Source organism: Oleiphilus sp. HI0125 (assembly GCF_001635355.1).
In genome coordinates, this window is the sequence record NZ_LWGF01001011.1 from 1 (window position 1) to 17043 (window position 17043).

General features: G+C 44.2%; 12 protein-coding genes and 1 riboswitch. Of the genes, 7 read left to right on the plus strand and 5 right to left on the minus strand.

All coding sequences use genetic code 11. The features are described 5' to 3' along the window. Positions 1 to 157: 157 nt before the first annotated feature. Positions 158 to 2284, plus strand: coding sequence for an XrtA/PEP-CTERM system histidine kinase PrsK (gene prsK, locus A3762_RS17270; RefSeq protein ID WP_068756798.1), 2127 nt, complete (start codon positions 158 to 160; stop codon positions 2282 to 2284). Further along, positions 2281 to 3645, plus strand: a complete 1365-nt coding sequence (gene prsR / locus A3762_RS17275) for a PEP-CTERM-box response regulator transcription factor (RefSeq protein ID WP_068756800.1) — start codon at positions 2281 to 2283, stop codon at positions 3643 to 3645. Before prsK ends, prsR begins: the two co-directional genes overlap by 4 nt. 48 nt (positions 3646 to 3693) lie before the next feature. On the opposite strand, the gene A3762_RS27750 is transcribed toward prsR, so the two are convergent. From A3762_RS27750 to A3762_RS17285, 4 genes are all read right to left on the minus strand, one after another. Next, positions 3694 to 4080, minus strand: a complete 387-nt coding sequence (locus A3762_RS27750) for a transposase (protein ID WP_255375062.1) — start codon at positions 4078 to 4080, stop codon at positions 3694 to 3696. Positions 4081 to 4095: 15 nt separating this feature from the next. Next, the gene (locus A3762_RS28620; RefSeq protein ID WP_255375024.1) at positions 4096 to 4230 is read right to left on the minus strand and encodes a hypothetical protein; all 135 of its coding nucleotides are present in this window, start codon (positions 4228 to 4230) and stop codon (positions 4096 to 4098) included. A gap of 75 nt (positions 4231 to 4305) precedes the next feature. Further along, a complete protein-coding gene (locus A3762_RS17280; RefSeq protein WP_068756802.1) occupies positions 4306 to 6945 on the minus strand; it encodes a tetratricopeptide repeat protein in 2640 nt (879 codons plus the stop codon). A 95-nt stretch (positions 6946 to 7040) separates the two neighbouring features. Beyond that, positions 7041 to 8363 carry a UDP-glucose/GDP-mannose dehydrogenase family protein gene (locus A3762_RS17285; RefSeq protein WP_068756805.1) on the minus strand — a complete coding sequence of 441 codons (1323 nt, stop codon included), beginning with the start codon at positions 8361 to 8363 and terminating at the stop codon, positions 7041 to 7043. Between the two features lie 350 nt (positions 8364 to 8713). After that, positions 8714 to 8799: riboswitch (cyclic di-GMP riboswitch) on the plus strand. A 41-nt stretch (positions 8800 to 8840) separates the two neighbouring features. Here A3762_RS17285 and A3762_RS27755 point away from each other — a divergent pair. Then, a complete protein-coding gene (locus tag A3762_RS27755; protein WP_068500018.1) occupies positions 8841 to 9611 on the plus strand; it encodes a PEP-CTERM sorting domain-containing protein in 771 nt (256 codons plus the stop codon). A gap of 95 nt (positions 9612 to 9706) precedes the next feature. On the opposite strand, the gene A3762_RS17295 is transcribed toward A3762_RS27755, so the two are convergent. Then, positions 9707 to 11116, minus strand: a complete 1410-nt coding sequence (locus tag A3762_RS17295) for a mannose-1-phosphate guanylyltransferase/mannose-6-phosphate isomerase (protein ID WP_068756807.1) — start codon at positions 11114 to 11116, stop codon at positions 9707 to 9709. Between the two features lie 139 nt (positions 11117 to 11255). Between A3762_RS17295 and xrt the strand changes: the two genes are divergently transcribed. The 4 genes from xrt to A3762_RS17315 are packed head-to-tail and all read left to right on the plus strand — an operon-like array spanning position 11256 to position 17023. Further along, positions 11256 to 12719 carry an exosortase gene (gene xrt, locus A3762_RS17300; protein ID WP_068756809.1) on the plus strand — a complete coding sequence of 488 codons (1464 nt, stop codon included), beginning with the start codon at positions 11256 to 11258 and terminating at the stop codon, positions 12717 to 12719. A gap of 1 nt (position 12720) precedes the next feature. Further along, the gene (asnB, locus tag A3762_RS17305) at positions 12721 to 14649 is read left to right on the plus strand and encodes an asparagine synthase (glutamine-hydrolyzing) (protein WP_068756811.1); all 1929 of its coding nucleotides are present in this window, start codon (positions 12721 to 12723) and stop codon (positions 14647 to 14649) included. Further along, on the plus strand, positions 14646 to 15869 hold the full coding sequence (locus A3762_RS17310) for a hypothetical protein (protein WP_068756813.1): 1224 nt from the start codon (positions 14646 to 14648) through the stop codon (positions 15867 to 15869). The genes asnB and A3762_RS17310 overlap by 4 nt, the downstream gene beginning before the upstream one ends. Beyond that, positions 15866 to 17023 carry a GNAT family N-acetyltransferase gene (locus A3762_RS17315; RefSeq protein ID WP_156493547.1) on the plus strand — a complete coding sequence of 386 codons (1158 nt, stop codon included), beginning with the start codon at positions 15866 to 15868 and terminating at the stop codon, positions 17021 to 17023. The genes A3762_RS17310 and A3762_RS17315 overlap by 4 nt, the downstream gene beginning before the upstream one ends. Positions 17024 to 17043 lie beyond the last annotated feature (20 nt).

Sequence of the window (17043 nt, forward strand, 5' to 3'; positions counted from 1 at the left end):
CGCACTTATTGCCGGCTGTGTTTGGTAGCACACCCGGCATTTTTTATGTCTGAAAAAAGCCTCGTTTTTACACATCCCTGATACACTGAATAGTAAGAGAACAATTTTCTGTTCAGATCTTGTTTCATGACGAATTTAACCACAACGAACGAACAAAATGGATCTTAGTTTTTCCGTTATAGGTAACGCGACTGGCGCTATTACGTTTGCATTGCTAATGATATACGCAGTGCGCAGTTATCAGCGACGCGCTACCGATAAAGCCATCTTATTTGCGACCAGCACTACGCTGTGTTGGTTATTGATACTGACAATTCAAGCTTTAGGTTTTGAGCTGCCATTTACCTTGCGCTATAGCCTTGAGCTATTACGAACCGCTGCGTGGTTTACGGTCTTGTATGCCATTCTTGGCGTCACAGTTTTTCCTTCTAAATTTAAAATCGGCCCCCAATTCTTTTTTACAACCGGCGTTATCACTTTAATCTCTGGGTTGATTGCGGTACTGATAATTCAAGAGCTATTCACAATATCCCTCGTCTCTGGCAAAACACTGTTAGTTCTTAACGTTCTCGTATCATTAGTAGGCATTCTGTTACTAGAACAAATTTGGCGAAACTCTTCTCTCTTTACCCGCGCAGGAATTAAGTATCTCAGCATCGCGGTTGCAACCATCCTTGCTTATGACTTCGTTATGTACTCCGACGCCCTGCTCTTCAATCGTTTGTCAGGAGCACTTTGGGATAGCCGTGGCGCTGTAAATGCGCTAGCTGCCCCCCTGATCGCAGCAACACTGGTGAATCGCAAAGGGAAAGCCTTAGGCATACATATCTCACGACAAATGGTGTTCCACACCACGACCCTTGTTATTGCAGGCATTTACTTGTTGTTTGTATCTGCAGGCGGATATTACATCAATGTCTTCGGTGGCTCTTGGGGTGCGGCACTGCGTGTTTTATTCTTGTTCAGTGCGGGGATCTTCCTCATTCTCGTGATTAGTTCGCCAAATCTTCGTGCCCGCACAATGGTTTTTATCTCGAAGAACTTCTTCGATTACAAATATGACTATCGCGACGAATGGATCAAAAGCACCTCAAGCCTGCAAACACCAGCGAGTGAATCTTCTAAGAAAGAGAGCTTGTATCGACGCAGCACCAATACCCTAGCTGAACTAGTTCAAGCGCAAGCTGGAGTAATCTGGAGCCAAGACGAAGACGGCAACCTGACTTTCAAAGATCAATTTGGCTTTGACCAGCATAACTTTGGACTCATCAACAACGATTCTGATTTGATTCAATATTTCAACGACAACGATTGGATCATCAACCTAAACGAGTATCTCACTGATCCAGATAAATACGGTCTAATCGAATTACCGGAGTTTGTTCTAACTTGTGAGAATCCATGGCTTTTGGTGCCGCTCAAGGTTAACGATAAACTTTCGGCCATCGTTCTACTCGGTAAACCATACGTACCTATGGATTTGAACTGGGAAAACTATGACCTTCTTAAAATTGTTGCCCAACAAGCCTGTAGTTATATCGATCAGCACTCCTCAGAAGAACAGCTCGCTCAGTCTCAACAATTCGAAGCTGTAAACCAAACCTCTGCGTTCTTGATTCACGATATCAAAACCATCATCGCGCAATTATCGATGATGGTAAAAAATGCGCCGAAGCATAAATCGAATCCCGCTTTTGTTGACGACATGATTGAAACAACTCGTCATTCCGTCGAAAAAATGGAGCATTTATTGGGGCAAATTCGTAACCCGAATCAACACGAGAAGCTCAGTGACATTAATCTGTGCGATATCTTGTCGAAAGTTTGTTACGAAAAACGCAATGCGCTACCTGTACCAACCTTAAAGCTACACAGTGAAAATATCCCTATTCAAGCAGATGCTCAGCAACTCGCTTCGGTGATTGAACATATTACTCAAAATGCTATAGAGGCATGTAGCAAAGATGGGCACGTAGATATTTCAACAAAAGCCTCGCCAGACTATGCGTTTATCTTTATTCAAGACAATGGCTCAGGCATGGAAGAAGAGTTTATAACCAACGAACTATTCAAACCATTTTCAAGTACAAAAGGCTTAACAGGAATGGGCATAGGAGCCTACCAAAGTAGAGAGTATCTGCGTAAAATTGGCGGCTCAATCAGCGTAACCAGTGAACCAGATATAGGCACCTGCTTCACCTTAAGCATTCCGTTATTAGAAGAGCCTCAGCCAGAGCATAAGCCTCAGGCGATACAAAAACCACAGCAAGACAAGGAAGCATGATCGTGAGCAAAACCCTACTCATTATCGAAGATGACCCTGGCTTACAAAGCCAAATGCGCTGGTGTTTTAACGATGATGTTGAAGTACACATGGCCTCAGATCGAGAAACAGCGATTTCCTTGCTACGCAGATATGAACCAGCAGTTGTAACACTTGATTTAGGTCTTCCACCTGACCCTGGCGGATCAAGCGAAGGCTTTAAAGTTCTCGAAGAAATTCTACAACTCGCCCCCAAAACCAAAGTCATTGTTGTCACAGGTCGGGAAGAAAATGCTTACGCTGTAAAGGCTGTTGGCATGGGCGCTACTGACTTCTTTCAAAAGCCTCTTGATGCAGACATTCTAAATTTCGTCGTCGAGCGAGCTTTTAACCTAGCGCAGCTAGAAACCGAAAACTCTAAGTTGAAAAGTGCTCAATCTAACTCTGGCATTCCGGGTGTAATAGCGAATAGCCCGAGCATGCTCAAAGTTTGTCGCACTCTTGAAAAAATCGCACCTGCTGATGTCAGCACGCTGATTTTAGGGGAAACAGGCACAGGTAAAGAAGTTTTAGCACGGGCGATCCACAGTTTGAGCCCTCGTAGCGACGCTCCTTTTGCGGCAATTAATTGTGCAGCGATCCCTGAAAACCTGCTTGAAAGCGAGTTATTTGGACATGAAAAAGGCGCATTTACAGGCGCCCATCAACAAAAGAAAGGCAAAATTGAGCTCGCTCACGGTGGGACCTTATTCTTGGATGAAATTGGCGATATGCCGGCCTCTCTTCAACCCAAAATGCTACGTTTTTTACAAGAGCGTGTGATTGAACGCGTTGGTGGCGTTAAAGAAATTCCAGTTGATGTACGTGTTGTCTGCGCGACGCACCAAGATATCAATAACTTGATATCCCAGGGAAGCTTTCGAGAAGACCTCTATTATCGCATTAGTGAAATCACGCTAAATATTCCTGCGCTTCGAGAGCGCGAAGGCGACTCTGTGCTAATTGCACAAGCACTTCTCAAGTCTATTAGTAGCGAAATGAATCGTGGTGATTTGCGACTATCTGAAGACGCAATGGCAGCTATTCGAGGTTATGACTGGCCAGGTAACGTGCGAGAGATGATCAATAAAATTAAGCGCGCCGCGATTATGGCAGACGGGATGAACGTAAGTGCTGAAGATCTCGAGCTCGAAAGCTCAGAAGCTAGCCTTCCGGAAGGCTCGTTGAATTTGAAGCAAATCCGCGATCAGGCAGAAAAAACAGCATGCCTGCAAGCGATTAAAGGCTCACATGGAAATATGGCAAAAGCGGCTCGTATACTCGGTATTACACGTCCGACGCTGTATTCATTATTCGAAAAACACGGCATTGAAGCTGAGTAAAAACATTGGGGTCAGAGTACTTTTACTCTGACCCCAATGTTTATCACGCTAGAAAAGATTACGATATGCCCTAGCGCAACTTTCATGATCCTCTCCGAGGGACAAATAGCTTCGATGAGCAGTCCAAAGCAAACTAGATTTTATTAGCGCATTAACTTTGTAACTAGACCAAAAATAATCACTCGCTGACTTAACCATTCCAGCCCTAACCGGATTCAGTTCGATGTAACGCTGACAAGCAAGTACATAAGAGTCATCCTCAATCCCTAAGGACTTAAAGCGCCCTTCCCACAAAGTACCTGATCGCTCATACCTATGGTTAAAATAACGCACATAACGACGTCCCAAACACTGCATCATCTGAGAAATTGACTTATCAGTATGCGGCGTGACTAACAAATGTACGTGGTTGGTCATGAAGACCCAAGCATGGATATGTACATCAAACGTTCACGCGTATTCATTTAGCCATGAGGCATATGCGACATAATCTTGTGTATCAATAAAACAAGGTTGGCGATTAACGCCCCTTTGAATGAGGTGCTGCGTCATACCCGCAGGGCATTGACGGAGTGAGCGAGCCATAGATCTTCCTTGATACTATTTGGCTTTGTTTGAAACTGGGGTCAGAGTACTTTTACTCTGACCCCAATATTAAACTTAGTTTTTAGCTTCTAAGAAATGTCCTTGAATCTCGGCATTATCTGGCTGTAAGGCAGCCGCTTTCTCAAGGTAAGGCAAGCCTTCTTCAGTTCTTCCAAACTTGTGCAACACCCATCCATAGCTATCAAGAACAGCTGCGCTGTTTGGAGCGAGTTCCGCGGCACGGCTCAATAGCTCTAGTGCTTTTTTATCGCCGCGTTCAAAGTAAATCCATCCTAAGTTATTCAAGGCAGCTACCGAATCTGGACGTTGCGTAAGAAGGGTCTCATAAACAGTAGATGCTTTATCCACATCTCCACTTTGTTGCGATTGCATTCCAACTAACAACATTGCTAAGGGGTTATCTGGCTGTGCTGTATACCACTCGGCTAAAAATGCTGTTCGCGCAGAATCATCTTTCAGTAATCCAAATACACGATGCAGTTTTTCAGCCACGCCAGGAGTCTTAGAAATCGCCCATGCAGCCTCATAATCGCTGCGTGCCGACGCTAAATCTTTTTTCGCAAAAGCGAGATCGCCTTTCAAAGCAGGGTAAATATGTCCAAGTTGCTCCTGTTGCTCTGCGAGCTGCGTAAGAATTTTTTCAGCTTCCTCGAACTGACCAGCCTTAATCTCTATTTCAGCCAACACAGCAACAACACGCACATTGCCCGGATTAGTAACTAGGCTCGTCGTCGCCACTTGGCGTGCTTTTTCAAGCTGCCCTGTTTTCAAATAATCCAACGCACGCGAATAATCGATAACAGCTTTCGCATCAGCAAGTTCAGCACCTTGATCAGGAAAAGTAGTCATTGCTGTTTGATAAGCACGCTCAGCGCCAGAGATGTTTCTATTCGCAAGTTCAACACGAATCAAAGATCGAAACGCAGCCATTGACTTGTTTGTCACTGCTAATTCTTCAAGCGATTTCACAGCCGCATCACGCCCATTCAAACGCGTTGACGCTTCATAAATTCCTGCATATGCCCCCATACTATTGGGCGACAACTCGAGCATTTTACTGAAACGATTTTTAGCTTCCTGATTGTTATTTTGGAGCAAGGCATTTCGCCCTAGCGCACCCTGGACAATAGCTTGGTTAGTAGTGCTTTCTGCTAAAGGAAGTGCTTTCCGTAAATAGTCGTTTGAACCATCAACTTCGCCTAAGGTCGCCAAATACTGTCCGGCAATAAAGTTCGCTGTATAGTTCGAAGATTGCGCCCTAGCATTATCTAAAAGCAACGCTTTCGCTGTGGCTTGATCACCTGATCGCGTGTAATACGAGGCGATATCAATCAAAACTTGTTGCTGAGTAGGTGCTAGCTCAAACGCTCGTAGCAAATAAGGTAATTCTTGAGCTCGATCCACTTGTGGTGCAGAGCGATAAAAACTCGCCAATGCCAACTGCAAGCGTACATTTTTTGGATCGATCGATGCAGCTTTCTTAAGCGCTGCTTCGCCTTTTTCATATTGCTTATCTGAAACCGCTGCCAAGCCATACAAAGCTAGTAATTCAACCGAGGTTTGCTGTTCGATAGTTGGTTCTAATGCGTCTAGAACACGCTGAGGCTCGTTCAGTTTAAGATTGGTTGCCATATATACTTGGGTCGCCAGCGGGCTTGCCGTCTCTGGATCAACCACATCATCTAAGTAACGCGCTGCGGCTTCGGTATCGCCCTGCATGTAACTAATAATACCCAGCACCTGACGTGAACGAGTGTGACCAGGGTACTGCTCTACTAGCTTCTCAAGCTTCTCTTTAGCTTGATCTAAACGATTCTCTTGAAAGTCGGCCAAGGCTTCTTGGAAAGTATCATTTGCTTCGGTTGCGCCTGGGAATGCTTCAGACAGAAGCTTTGTGTATATGTAGGCTTCGTTCGCGCGGCCTTGTCTTGTGAGCACATAAGACAAACGCTCAAGCGTAAGCACACGATCAGGAAGCATTTGGTCGCTGGTCGGCAAAACAGACAATAATTCACTTAAGGTTGATTCAGCATTCTCTAACTGATTTTCAGAAATCTCGATACCAGCTTTCAGCAACTGTGCTTTCGGGAACGCTTCGTCGTCAGCACTAACTTTTTCTACTAACACGAGCGCTGCAGGCATTTGACCTTCTAAGGCATTAAGCGTTGCCATGCCGACATTCGATCTGCCATCTTGAGGATTATTCGCTAAGAGCTTTTGATAAATAACGCGAGCTGCGTCGAAATCACCTTTCTTAGAGAGTAACTCAGCCTCGAGCAACATCTTTTCTCGCGTTGGCTCTTTAAGTTGTTCTAAGGTAGAAGAGGCAGACTGAAATTTACCCAGCGCAATATAGGTTTCGGAAAGCTCCAATAAATAAGACTCTGAAGTCTCGCCAGCAATTGCTTCAAGATAGCTTCGGGCATTTTGATGGTTACCGACCTCATTCATTGCATCAGCAAATTCGATCATCACTTCAGGCTTACCACCAGACTTCTTCGCAGCATTGCGATACTCAATCATCGCTGCCTTGTATTGTCCTTGAGACTGATACGCTTTTGCTCTGTCTAAGTGATTCTGAAACTCGGTATCCGTATCATCGCCACCACAAGCTCCCAAAAAGAGCGCGGCAGACACTGCGGTAACAAGCTTTAATTTACTTACCTGACGTCGAATACTTCCTTTGCTTTCCATGATCAACCTTATTCTTCATTCAATGAATATCTACACGCAAAAAAGGTATCTATTCGACGCGTTGATCAACAGATACCTTTGGTACTCATCAGACTTTATGCGCGGCCGATTGAGTAATATGTAATGCCATAATTCTTAACGATAGCAGGATCGTACAGATTTCGTCCATCTACGATCACAGGATTCGCTAACTTTTGCACAACAGCCTCATAATCCATAGCTCGGAAAGCTTTCCATTCTGTACAAATCACCAAGGCATCGGCACTTTCAAGAGCGGCATCTTTATTCGTCACTAGGGTCAGGTCATCACGCTCACCGTAAATGCGTAAACACTCTTCCTGAGCCTCTGGGTCATATGCCACTACTTTGGCACCGGTATTCCATAAAGCTTCCATCAGACAACGCGATGGCGCTTCACGCATGTCATCCGTTTCTGGTTTAAAAGCCAAGCCCCAAACTGCAATCGTTTTACCTGCTAGCTCGCCATTAAAATGAGCACTGAGTTTCTCAAACAAACGATGCTTCTGGCGGTTATTCACATTCTCTACAGACTGAACAAGCTCTGCATCATATCCAGCATCTCGCGCGATACGTGTTAAAGCCTGCACGTCTTTAGGGAAACATGAACCACCATATCCAGCGCCAGGATAAATAAATTGAAAGCCAATGCGTGGATCAGAGCCAATCCCTAAACGCACGCTTTCAATATCTGCATCAAGTCGCTCAGCCAAATTTGCCATTTCATTCATAAAGCTAATTTTGGTTGCCAACATTGCGTTAGCCGCATACTTGGTCAGTTCAGCAGATCGAACATCCATGAACAGAATCTTGTCATGGTTACGATTAAACGGCGCATACAACTCACGCATTGGCGCTTCAGACGACTCTTTCGAGCAACCGATGACGATACGATCTGGCTTCATGAAGTCACCTACTGCAGCGCCTTCTTTCAAGAATTCAGGATTGGAGACCACATCAAAATCAATCTCTACGCCGCGCTCCGCCAGCACACCCTCAATTTTCGCACGCACTTTATCGCCCGTACCGACGGGTACGGTAGACTTATCGATCACTATTTTTTCGTCTTGCATATGGGTCGCAATCGTTTCAGCCACCGCCAATACATACTGCAGATCTGCAGAACCGTCTTCATCAGGAGGAGTACCAACCGCGATGAACTGCAACTTAGCAAACGCAATGGCCTCTTCCGCTTTTGTCGTAAACTTCAAGTTACCCGCAGCAAAATTATTCTTAACAATGCTTTCAAGACCAGGCTCGTAAATTGGAATAACACCGTTATTGAGCTTTTCGACCTTACTCTCATCGACATCAACACAAATAACATCGTGTCCCATGTCAGCCAAACACGCACCGGTCACTAGCCCGACATACCCTGTCCCAAATATTGATACTTTCATTATTTACCCTTTGTCATTAACGCTTTGCTCGCGCCTTCCCTGCTTATCCTACATGCTTAGTTTTAGTGAGTTTTTAACGAAAAATCGTTACCAAAACCAAGCTCTAAATTGCGAGCTAGAATATGACCGCAATATTACACTTATAAGTAAGACTAGCGGAAACTTTTCATTCCTCTTACCCCATCACGGAACTGTTTCACAGGTTCACATTCGAGCGTCAGTGTTTTTTACACATTTACTTAATTTCCATTTTTTCTAAATCTCTACCCTACTAACTTAACAAGCCTTTAATGTTTTTGGCGTATTAATTGCAGAATTTTTTTGTCATCAGAAAACTATCTGGTAAACACAACGAAGTACGCCAAACCAATTGCGAGATTGGGACGGAAAGCCAAGGGTCTGTTACTAAGGATGAAACAGACAGCCGGTTGCCACTTCAACAATTATCACGCTTATAAAGATAAATGGAGCATTACAATGAAACTAAAAAGCGTAATGACAGGTTTGGCACTTACAGTTGCTGCAGCTTCGGCTCAGTCAGCTGCAATCATCAGCGTTTCAGCTGGCGATGCTGCTTACCTTTCTGGTGTTGAATCAGCATTCTTAGGCACATTAGTTGCGTCAGACACTGAAAGCTTCGACGGCTGGGATACTAGCAACGCAGTATTCACCGGCAGCCAGCACGAAAAATGGATTGACTCAGCAACAACACTAAGCACTGCGGTTGGCGATTTTACACTAACAGGTGCGGGTCAAGCAGGCTCAAACACTAACAACGGTAACCTTAAAATCGAAAGCTCTCGTACTGGCGAATATGGTCGTGAAGTTCTAGCGAGCGATGCAACTGACTTCTGGTTAGACAGCAACGACGCAACAAACGTTGTTTGGAACATCGATGCAGACGATTCATACAATGCGATCGGCTTCTACTTGGCAGACATCAACGACCAAGGCGGCCGCATCAAGCTTACTTATGAAGACGGTTCTACTGAAGAATACCAAGTAAATACTTCATTCCCGAGCGGTTCATTGTTCTACACAACTATCATCAGCGACATGGCTATCACAGGCGCGTCTCTTTACTTTGATAAGTGTGACGATCCAAACGGTTGCAACTCATACAACTACTCTGACGGTTGGGGCATCGACGACATCACTGTTGGTCACCACGTTCCAGAGCCAGGCACTCTTGCTCTTATGGGCTTAGGCCTTGCTGGTTTAGGTTTCGCGCGTCGTCGTAAAGCTTAATAGTCAGTCATTCTGGACTTGATCCAGAATCTAAAAAGGACACCAATTGGTGTCCTTTTTTGCTTAAAGAGCCCAGCCTCCCTGAAGAAGCGAACTCACTCTCTTCCGTAGGTATCTTCAAAGCGCACAATATCGTCTTCACCCAAATAACTTCCCGACTGCACTTCGATCATTTCTAGTGGTAATACACCTGGATTTTCTAGACGATGGGTTGCGCCGATCGGAATATAAGTCGATTGATTTTCAGAGACCATTTTCGTTTCATCATTGATCGTCACCAAAGCAGTACCTGATACTACAATCCAATGCTCGGCACGATGGTGATGCATTTGCAGCGACAATTTCTCACCCGGATTGACCGTAATACGCTTCACTTGAAAGCGCTCTCCCTTATCAATCGAATCATAAAAGCCCCAAGGGCGCATGACTTCACGGTGAATCGTCGCCTCTGAGCGTCCTTCTTGTTTCAAACGGTCGACAACTTTTTTCACATCTTGTACTTTATCTTTTGTGCTCACAAGAACGGCATCAGGTGTATCGACAACCACTAAATTTTCAACTCCCACCGTTGCAATTAATTTGTGGTCGCTAAATAACAGATTATTTTTTGACTCATACGCAAGCACATCACCACGAAGTGAATTACCATCCTCGTCTTGCTCAGATTCTTCCCATAATGACGACCACGAACCCACATCACTCCAGCCTGCATCTAAAGAAACAACCAAGGCTTGTTCAGTTTTCTCCATAATGGCGTAATCGATTGACTCGTCGGGACACGCTTCAAACTTCGCTTCATCCAAACGAGTAAAGTCTAAGTCTTGGCGTCGGCCATCAAAGGCTGCTTTCGTGGCTTGCGCAATATCAGGACGAAACTTTTCAAGTTCTTCTAAAAACACAGAAGCCTTGAACATAAACATGCCGCTGTTCCATAAATAATTGCCATCAGCGAGATAAGATTGCGCCGTTTCAAGATCTGGTTTTTCGACAAACTGCTCGACATCACCCGTGCCATCAGCACTAATGGTCGATGCTTTGATATAGCCATAACCTGTTTCCGGGCTGCGCGGAACAATGCCAAAGGTCACTAATTTACCCAGCTCCGCGGAAGCTGTCGCAAGCTGCACGGCGCTCTGGAAAGCCTTTTCATCACGAATCACATGATCAGCCGCAAGCACCAATAAAATAGGATCCGCACCTTCACTAAGTGCCGCATAGGACGAAAGTGCAACAGCAGGCGCAGTATTGCGCCCAATCGGTTCCAAAATAATGTTTGCTGCTTTTTGCCCTTGCTGGCGCAATTGTTCAGCCACATTAAAGCGGTGTTCGTCATTACACACAACAATTGGGTTTGCCGCATCAGAACCTAAGCGAGATAAAGTATCTTGCAACATGGTTTGCTCGCCCATTAAAGGCAAAAACTGCTTAGGAAACAGCTTGCGCGAGAGCGGCCATAATCGCGTTCCACTTCCACCCGCCATTACTACTGGCACTACTTTTTGCATTATATCCAATCCTTGTTTTTCATTATTCCTTTAATTAAAGAGCGCATTACTAGTAAAAACAAGTAATGAAAAGCATTTGAGCAGAAGGGGTATTGCAACCCCTTATCATTCAGCTACCATGAATAAATACGCGTATTAAATGGCTGGATGGATTTTGCCAACACTCACTTTTACCTACCTGCAACTAAGCAGTCTATTTTTAGCTGTATTTTTTGTTTTTTACCCAACAACAGAAGTACTTTTAGATCGCTGGCTTAAATTCGATGAATCTTTATCTCATGGGCTTTTAGTGATCGCCATGAGCATTCACCTCAGCGCAAAAACTCTGCATAGAATCGACCCCCCAAATTTTAAGAACGGCTCTCTATCAAACTACCTACCCTATATCGGTTTAGCACTATCAAGCCTTGTTTGGTTAGTCACATCTAGCGCCAATATAAACATCCTCGAGCAAGTTTTAATACCAATCATTTTATGGTTCGCTATTGCCAGTTATTTAGGACTACATATCGGCTTAAAACTCTTCCCGTCCATCGCATTCATTTACTTTGCAATACCGATTTGGGACTACCTCAATCAAGCCCTTGTCGACTTAAGTAGCTTAACTGTCACTTGGCTAGTCGATCTCATCGGCATTACCGCTCTTATCGAAGAAAACACCATCACACTTCCCTATGGGGCGCTAGTGATTGCCGATGGGTGTTCAGGGCTGCGTTATTTTACAATTGCATGCGCGCTCGCCGTATATGTAATTCTAGATTCAAAACCTAATAGAGCTCTAAGCATCAAGCTATTAGTAACCGCAATTGCATTGAGCTTATTCTCAAACTGGCTCCGAATTTTCTTGTTGATACTTATTGCCTATGAAACAAACATGGAAAGCAGCTTGGTCGCTGATCATGAAACCTTTGGCTGGATTATCTTCTGTATAGTGTTAGCGCCTCTATTTTTTATCGCTCGTCGGTTTGAACTATTCCCAGAGCAAAAGGAGCCTAGTAAACAAGCACCTTCTATCAAAAAAATAGCGCTTACATTCGCCCTTTTAATGCTAACACCTGTTTTAAGCTTCGCTCTAAATAGCGCAATGAAAGTACCAACTATTATTTCGGGCTCTCAATTAAGCTATACACCAGCAAAACCGGACACAAACATTCCAAAACTTCCAAACGCAAAAATCTTGCTGCAGAAGAAAGCAAACAATTACGTGCAAAACATCCAGCTTTATAGAGTACTCAACTGGAAAGAAGAGAGCAAAGAGAACCTTGTACCCTATTGGCCATCGCCATTTGCTCAATCGAACTGGCTAGTCGAATCTCGAAACGTCATTACAGCAGATACGCAACAATTTCAGTATGTTGGACTTAAACATAAGTTACGAGGTTATCGAGTATGTCTTGCATATCGTTATCAGGTGGGTCAACAAGCAGCGCTCTCATATAAAAAAGCGAAGCTATTGCAAATCCCCGCAATACTGACGGGAACCAATTATTTTGAAGCGCAACTCGCAATCACCAACGCAAAAGACTGTGCTGCAACCGAGCCCTCAATGATTAATGCCCTCACTGAATTGAATACACCACTCATCGAAGTAAAAGGTTCATAAGATGTGCGGTATCACTGGCTTTTTCGTACAAGCTAATAAAACTGAATTCACTGACGCAACTTATACACATCTTAAGCTGATGGCAGATGTCATCGAGCATCGAGGCCCTGATGCTGAAGGTTTCTGGGTGAACACTCAGAACTCTGTAGCACTTGCTCACCGTCGCCTTGCCATTGTTGATTTAAGCGAGACGGGTCAACAACCAATGGAAAGCCAAAACTTTGTATTAGTCTTCAATGGTGAGATCTATAACTTTCGGGTTATAAAAAAAGACCTAGAAAAGCTCGGCCAATCATTCAATGGCCATAGCGACACAGAAGTATTGTTATATGCCCTTGAACATTGGGGCTTACAAAATACGCTCGACAAGCTTGAGGGCATGTATGCGTTTTGCGCATACAACAAATCAACAAATCAGGCACATCTCGTTCGTGACAGAATGGGCGAGAAGCCCCTCTATTTTAGTAAACAAGGCCATAAGTTTTTCTTTGGTTCAGAGCTTAAAACTCTCAAAGCAAACCCATCATTTAACGCAAAACTTAACCGCGATGCACTTGGAGTATACCTTCAACACAACTGCGTTCCAGCGCCTTTATCTATCTATGAAGATTGCTTCAAACTTGAACCAGGACAATATCTACAGCTCGATTGCGAATCTCTAGACTACTCCCTCAATACTTATTGGTCAGCAACTGAAGTAATGATCCAGGGAAGCGAACAACCTTTCGCAGGAACAGAGACTGAAGCCGCTGACGCACTTGAGGAGGCATTGATTAGCTCGATTAAAGATCAAATGCTGGCCGACGTTCCTCTCGGCGCTTTTTTGTCAGGTGGCATCGACTCCTCTACCATCGCAAGCATTATGCAAAGCTTGTCAGACAAAGTGATCAACACTTACAGCATTGGCTTTAATTTTGATGATTTTAACGAAGCCGAACACGCGAAAGTAATTGCCCAGCACTTGGGAACAAACCACACAGAGTTTTATGTCAGCGAGCAAGACACTAAAGATGTGATTCCAAAACTCGCAAATGTTTATTGTGAACCCTTCGCAGACTCTTCTCAGATCCCTACTTACTTAGTCTGTGAGCTTGCAAAGCAGCATGTCACAGTAGCTTTGTCAGGAGATGGTGGAGATGAATTATTCGCAGGATATTCTCGATATCAAAAAGTGCTTGATAGCTGGCGAATACAACAAGGCCCTAGCGCGCTAGAAAAGGCTGCTCATTTTCTGCCTAAAAACCTTTTCAATACGCTTATCTCTTTACCACTCGGAGTGTCTGGCGCTTACCCACACTTTGCGTCAGAGAGACTTCGTAGCAATTATTACAAAGCATCAGCCAAGAGCTTTGAAGAATTTTATCAACGCTCAATTGCATTCTGGCAAGACAATGCTCACCCACTTAAAGGGTTTAAGCCGAATAAATTAATCAACGCGTCACCCTCAAGCCTAGATTACACAAGCAAGCTTCAGTTACTAGACATGCAGATGTATTTGCCAGACGACATTCTCACGAAGGTCGATCGAGCAGGTATGGCAGTCAGCTTGGAAACTAGAATCCCGCTACTGAATCATAAAGTAGTAGAGCTTGCCGCAAGCATCCCTTCAGACATTCGAACGCATAACGGCGTTGCTAAATGGCCCTTGCAAGAAGTGCTGAGCCGTTACGTACCTAGAGAGTTATTTGAACGCCCTAAGCAAGGGTTCGCTATCCCAATTGGAGAATGGTTAAGAGGCCCACTTAAAAGCTGGATGACAGACTTGCTCAGTCCCACGCATATCCGGCAACAAGGACTGTTTGACTACAAAACCATCTACCCTATTCTAAAAATGCACCTCGATGGTAATAGTGATTACTCTCTGCAACTGTGGAGCATACTGATGTTTCAAAGTTGGTTAGATGAACAGAGCGATGGTTTGACTTTATGAAATCACCCAATCTATATGCAGGCACAGTACTCATTAATGGTGCAGACACAATAACAGGGTATAACGCTGCACGCTCTATCGCTGGCCAAGGCTTTAAAATCTATGGGCAAGCAACCAATCCCCAGTCACTGTATTTAAAGTCTAAAATCTGGCGAAATGTCTTTATAGAAGAAGCGCTGCCCAGCAAGCTCATTAAACTATCGACGAAAATACTAGAAAACGAACCAGTTAATTGCTTTAAACCAGTATTAATACTCAATCAAGACATGGCAGTCGAAAGGGCCGCCAAAGCACAAAGCGAACTCGGCCAACACTTTCAGTTTCAGCTTCCTACCCAGCAAAATACACTTCGAATGCTGGATAAAACTGAATTCGAAACATGGGCAAGTCAAAACGACATATGTACGCCAAAGTCCTACATCGCAGCAACACCAGAGGACGTACGTAAGGCATTACGAAGCTTAGACTACCCCATTGTAATAAAGCCTCTAGTTCGCACCCCCGCTTGGGACGCACTGCACCCACACAACAAAGCCTTCAAGCTCAACGAAGCACCGCAACCGGTAAACGGAACAGAAAACCACACCGAAAGCTTTTATACTGAACTACTAAAGCTAACAGACCGTTTAATCATTCAAGAATGGATAAACGGTGGCGATCACGACGTTTACTTTGTGCTAGCGCACATAGGGAAGACAAAAACTACATCCTTATGTGGTAGAAAAATTACGCAGTGGCCACGACTTACCGGCTCAACCTCAATGTGCGTCACTCACATAGACCCAGAACTTGAGCAGCTCGGGCTTAGCATCCTCAACAAAGCAGGTTTAAAGGGCTTAGGGTCTGTCGAGTTCAAGAAAGACCAAACACGAAACCAATACTACGTAACAGAGCCCACTGTCGGCCGTAACGACTACCAGTCTTACATAGCTAGTGCCTCTAATATTAATTTGAACCTATACTACGTACTCGACTGCCTTGGTTATCACTACCAAGTAAACCAGCAGCCCCAAAAAGCCTTATGGGCAGATGAAATGGGCTACCTACGCTCATTTAGAGACCCTAACAGTAGCGAAACCTTAGCCGCACTCATAAAGCGCCTATATCGACGAAAAATTGGCTTAGCGAATACAAGCCGAGGCGACTTAACTGTTAGTCTAGGTTTTATAAAAGCACTGCTAAAAACCATCAGTGCCATGTTATTAAAGAGGGAATCATGACAATGACGACCTCTAGCGATTGCAATTCATATAGCCCACTTACAGTTAGCAAAGCCAGCGAAGCACAGTTCGATGACTTAAGAAAAAACTGGAATGACCTACTACAACGCTCTTTATCAGACACCTTGTTCTTAACATGGGAATGGCAAAACACTTGGTGGAAAACATGGGCAAGAAAACTAAATCTCACACTTAACTTATTATTAGTCCGAGACAAACACGACCAGCTTGTGGGTATCGCACCTCTTTATTCACACAAAACCCGCATCGCCAAAATATTCCCCTGTACGCAACTTGCCTTTATCGGCAGTAGTGCTCGCATTGGCAACACAGTAAGAAGTGAATATCTAGACTTTATATGCAACAAAGCGCAACACACAGAAATACAGCAAGCCTTACTTAACTACCTAGAACAAGACAAGAGCTGGGACAAACTTGTATTAAGCGACATGGATACTAAGTCTGGCTTATTTGCAGCGGCCACCTCACCCGAGTTATTTGACCACCAATGCTATGCTCGCAGCGTGTTAAAAGACTACGGCATTCGCATTCAAAAGACGGAAGCCATTAATAGTCTTGATCAATACGTACCATCTCTCAGTGCATCCATGCGAAGAGAGTCATTTCATCGTCGAACGCGCCTCGCTCGATCAGGCGAGATGAATATTAATCGCAGCATCAGTGACACGAACACTGCCTTTAAAACACTAAATGCCTTTCATGAAGCCCGCTGGGGCAAGCCCTGCTTTGACGACGACGCCTTGGCCTTCCATCAAACGTTAATCTATTCACCTAGTAAGCCTTTTATAGCCGATTTCGAGTCGATTAGTATTGGAGAGAAACCACAGACTGTTATTTATAATATCGACTATCAAAGCACTCGCTACAATTTGCAGTTAGGCTTTGGTGAAACGAGTGATAAAAAACTTTCACTCGGCTTTTTACAAATCGGCTACTCAATCGAAAGCTTCTTTGAACAAAACAAACTAAGCACTTACGACCTACTCGCTGGTAGTGGGAAAAATAGTTTTTATAAAGAGAAGTTTAATGGCCAAGCTTATCGCTTATTCTCGGTAGAAGTGATTAGAAGCAAGATAATTAAACTGCTTTATAAGCTTTATGATCAATATAAAAAACAAGAACGACCCTTCTGACTTAGATGAGAATACTAGCC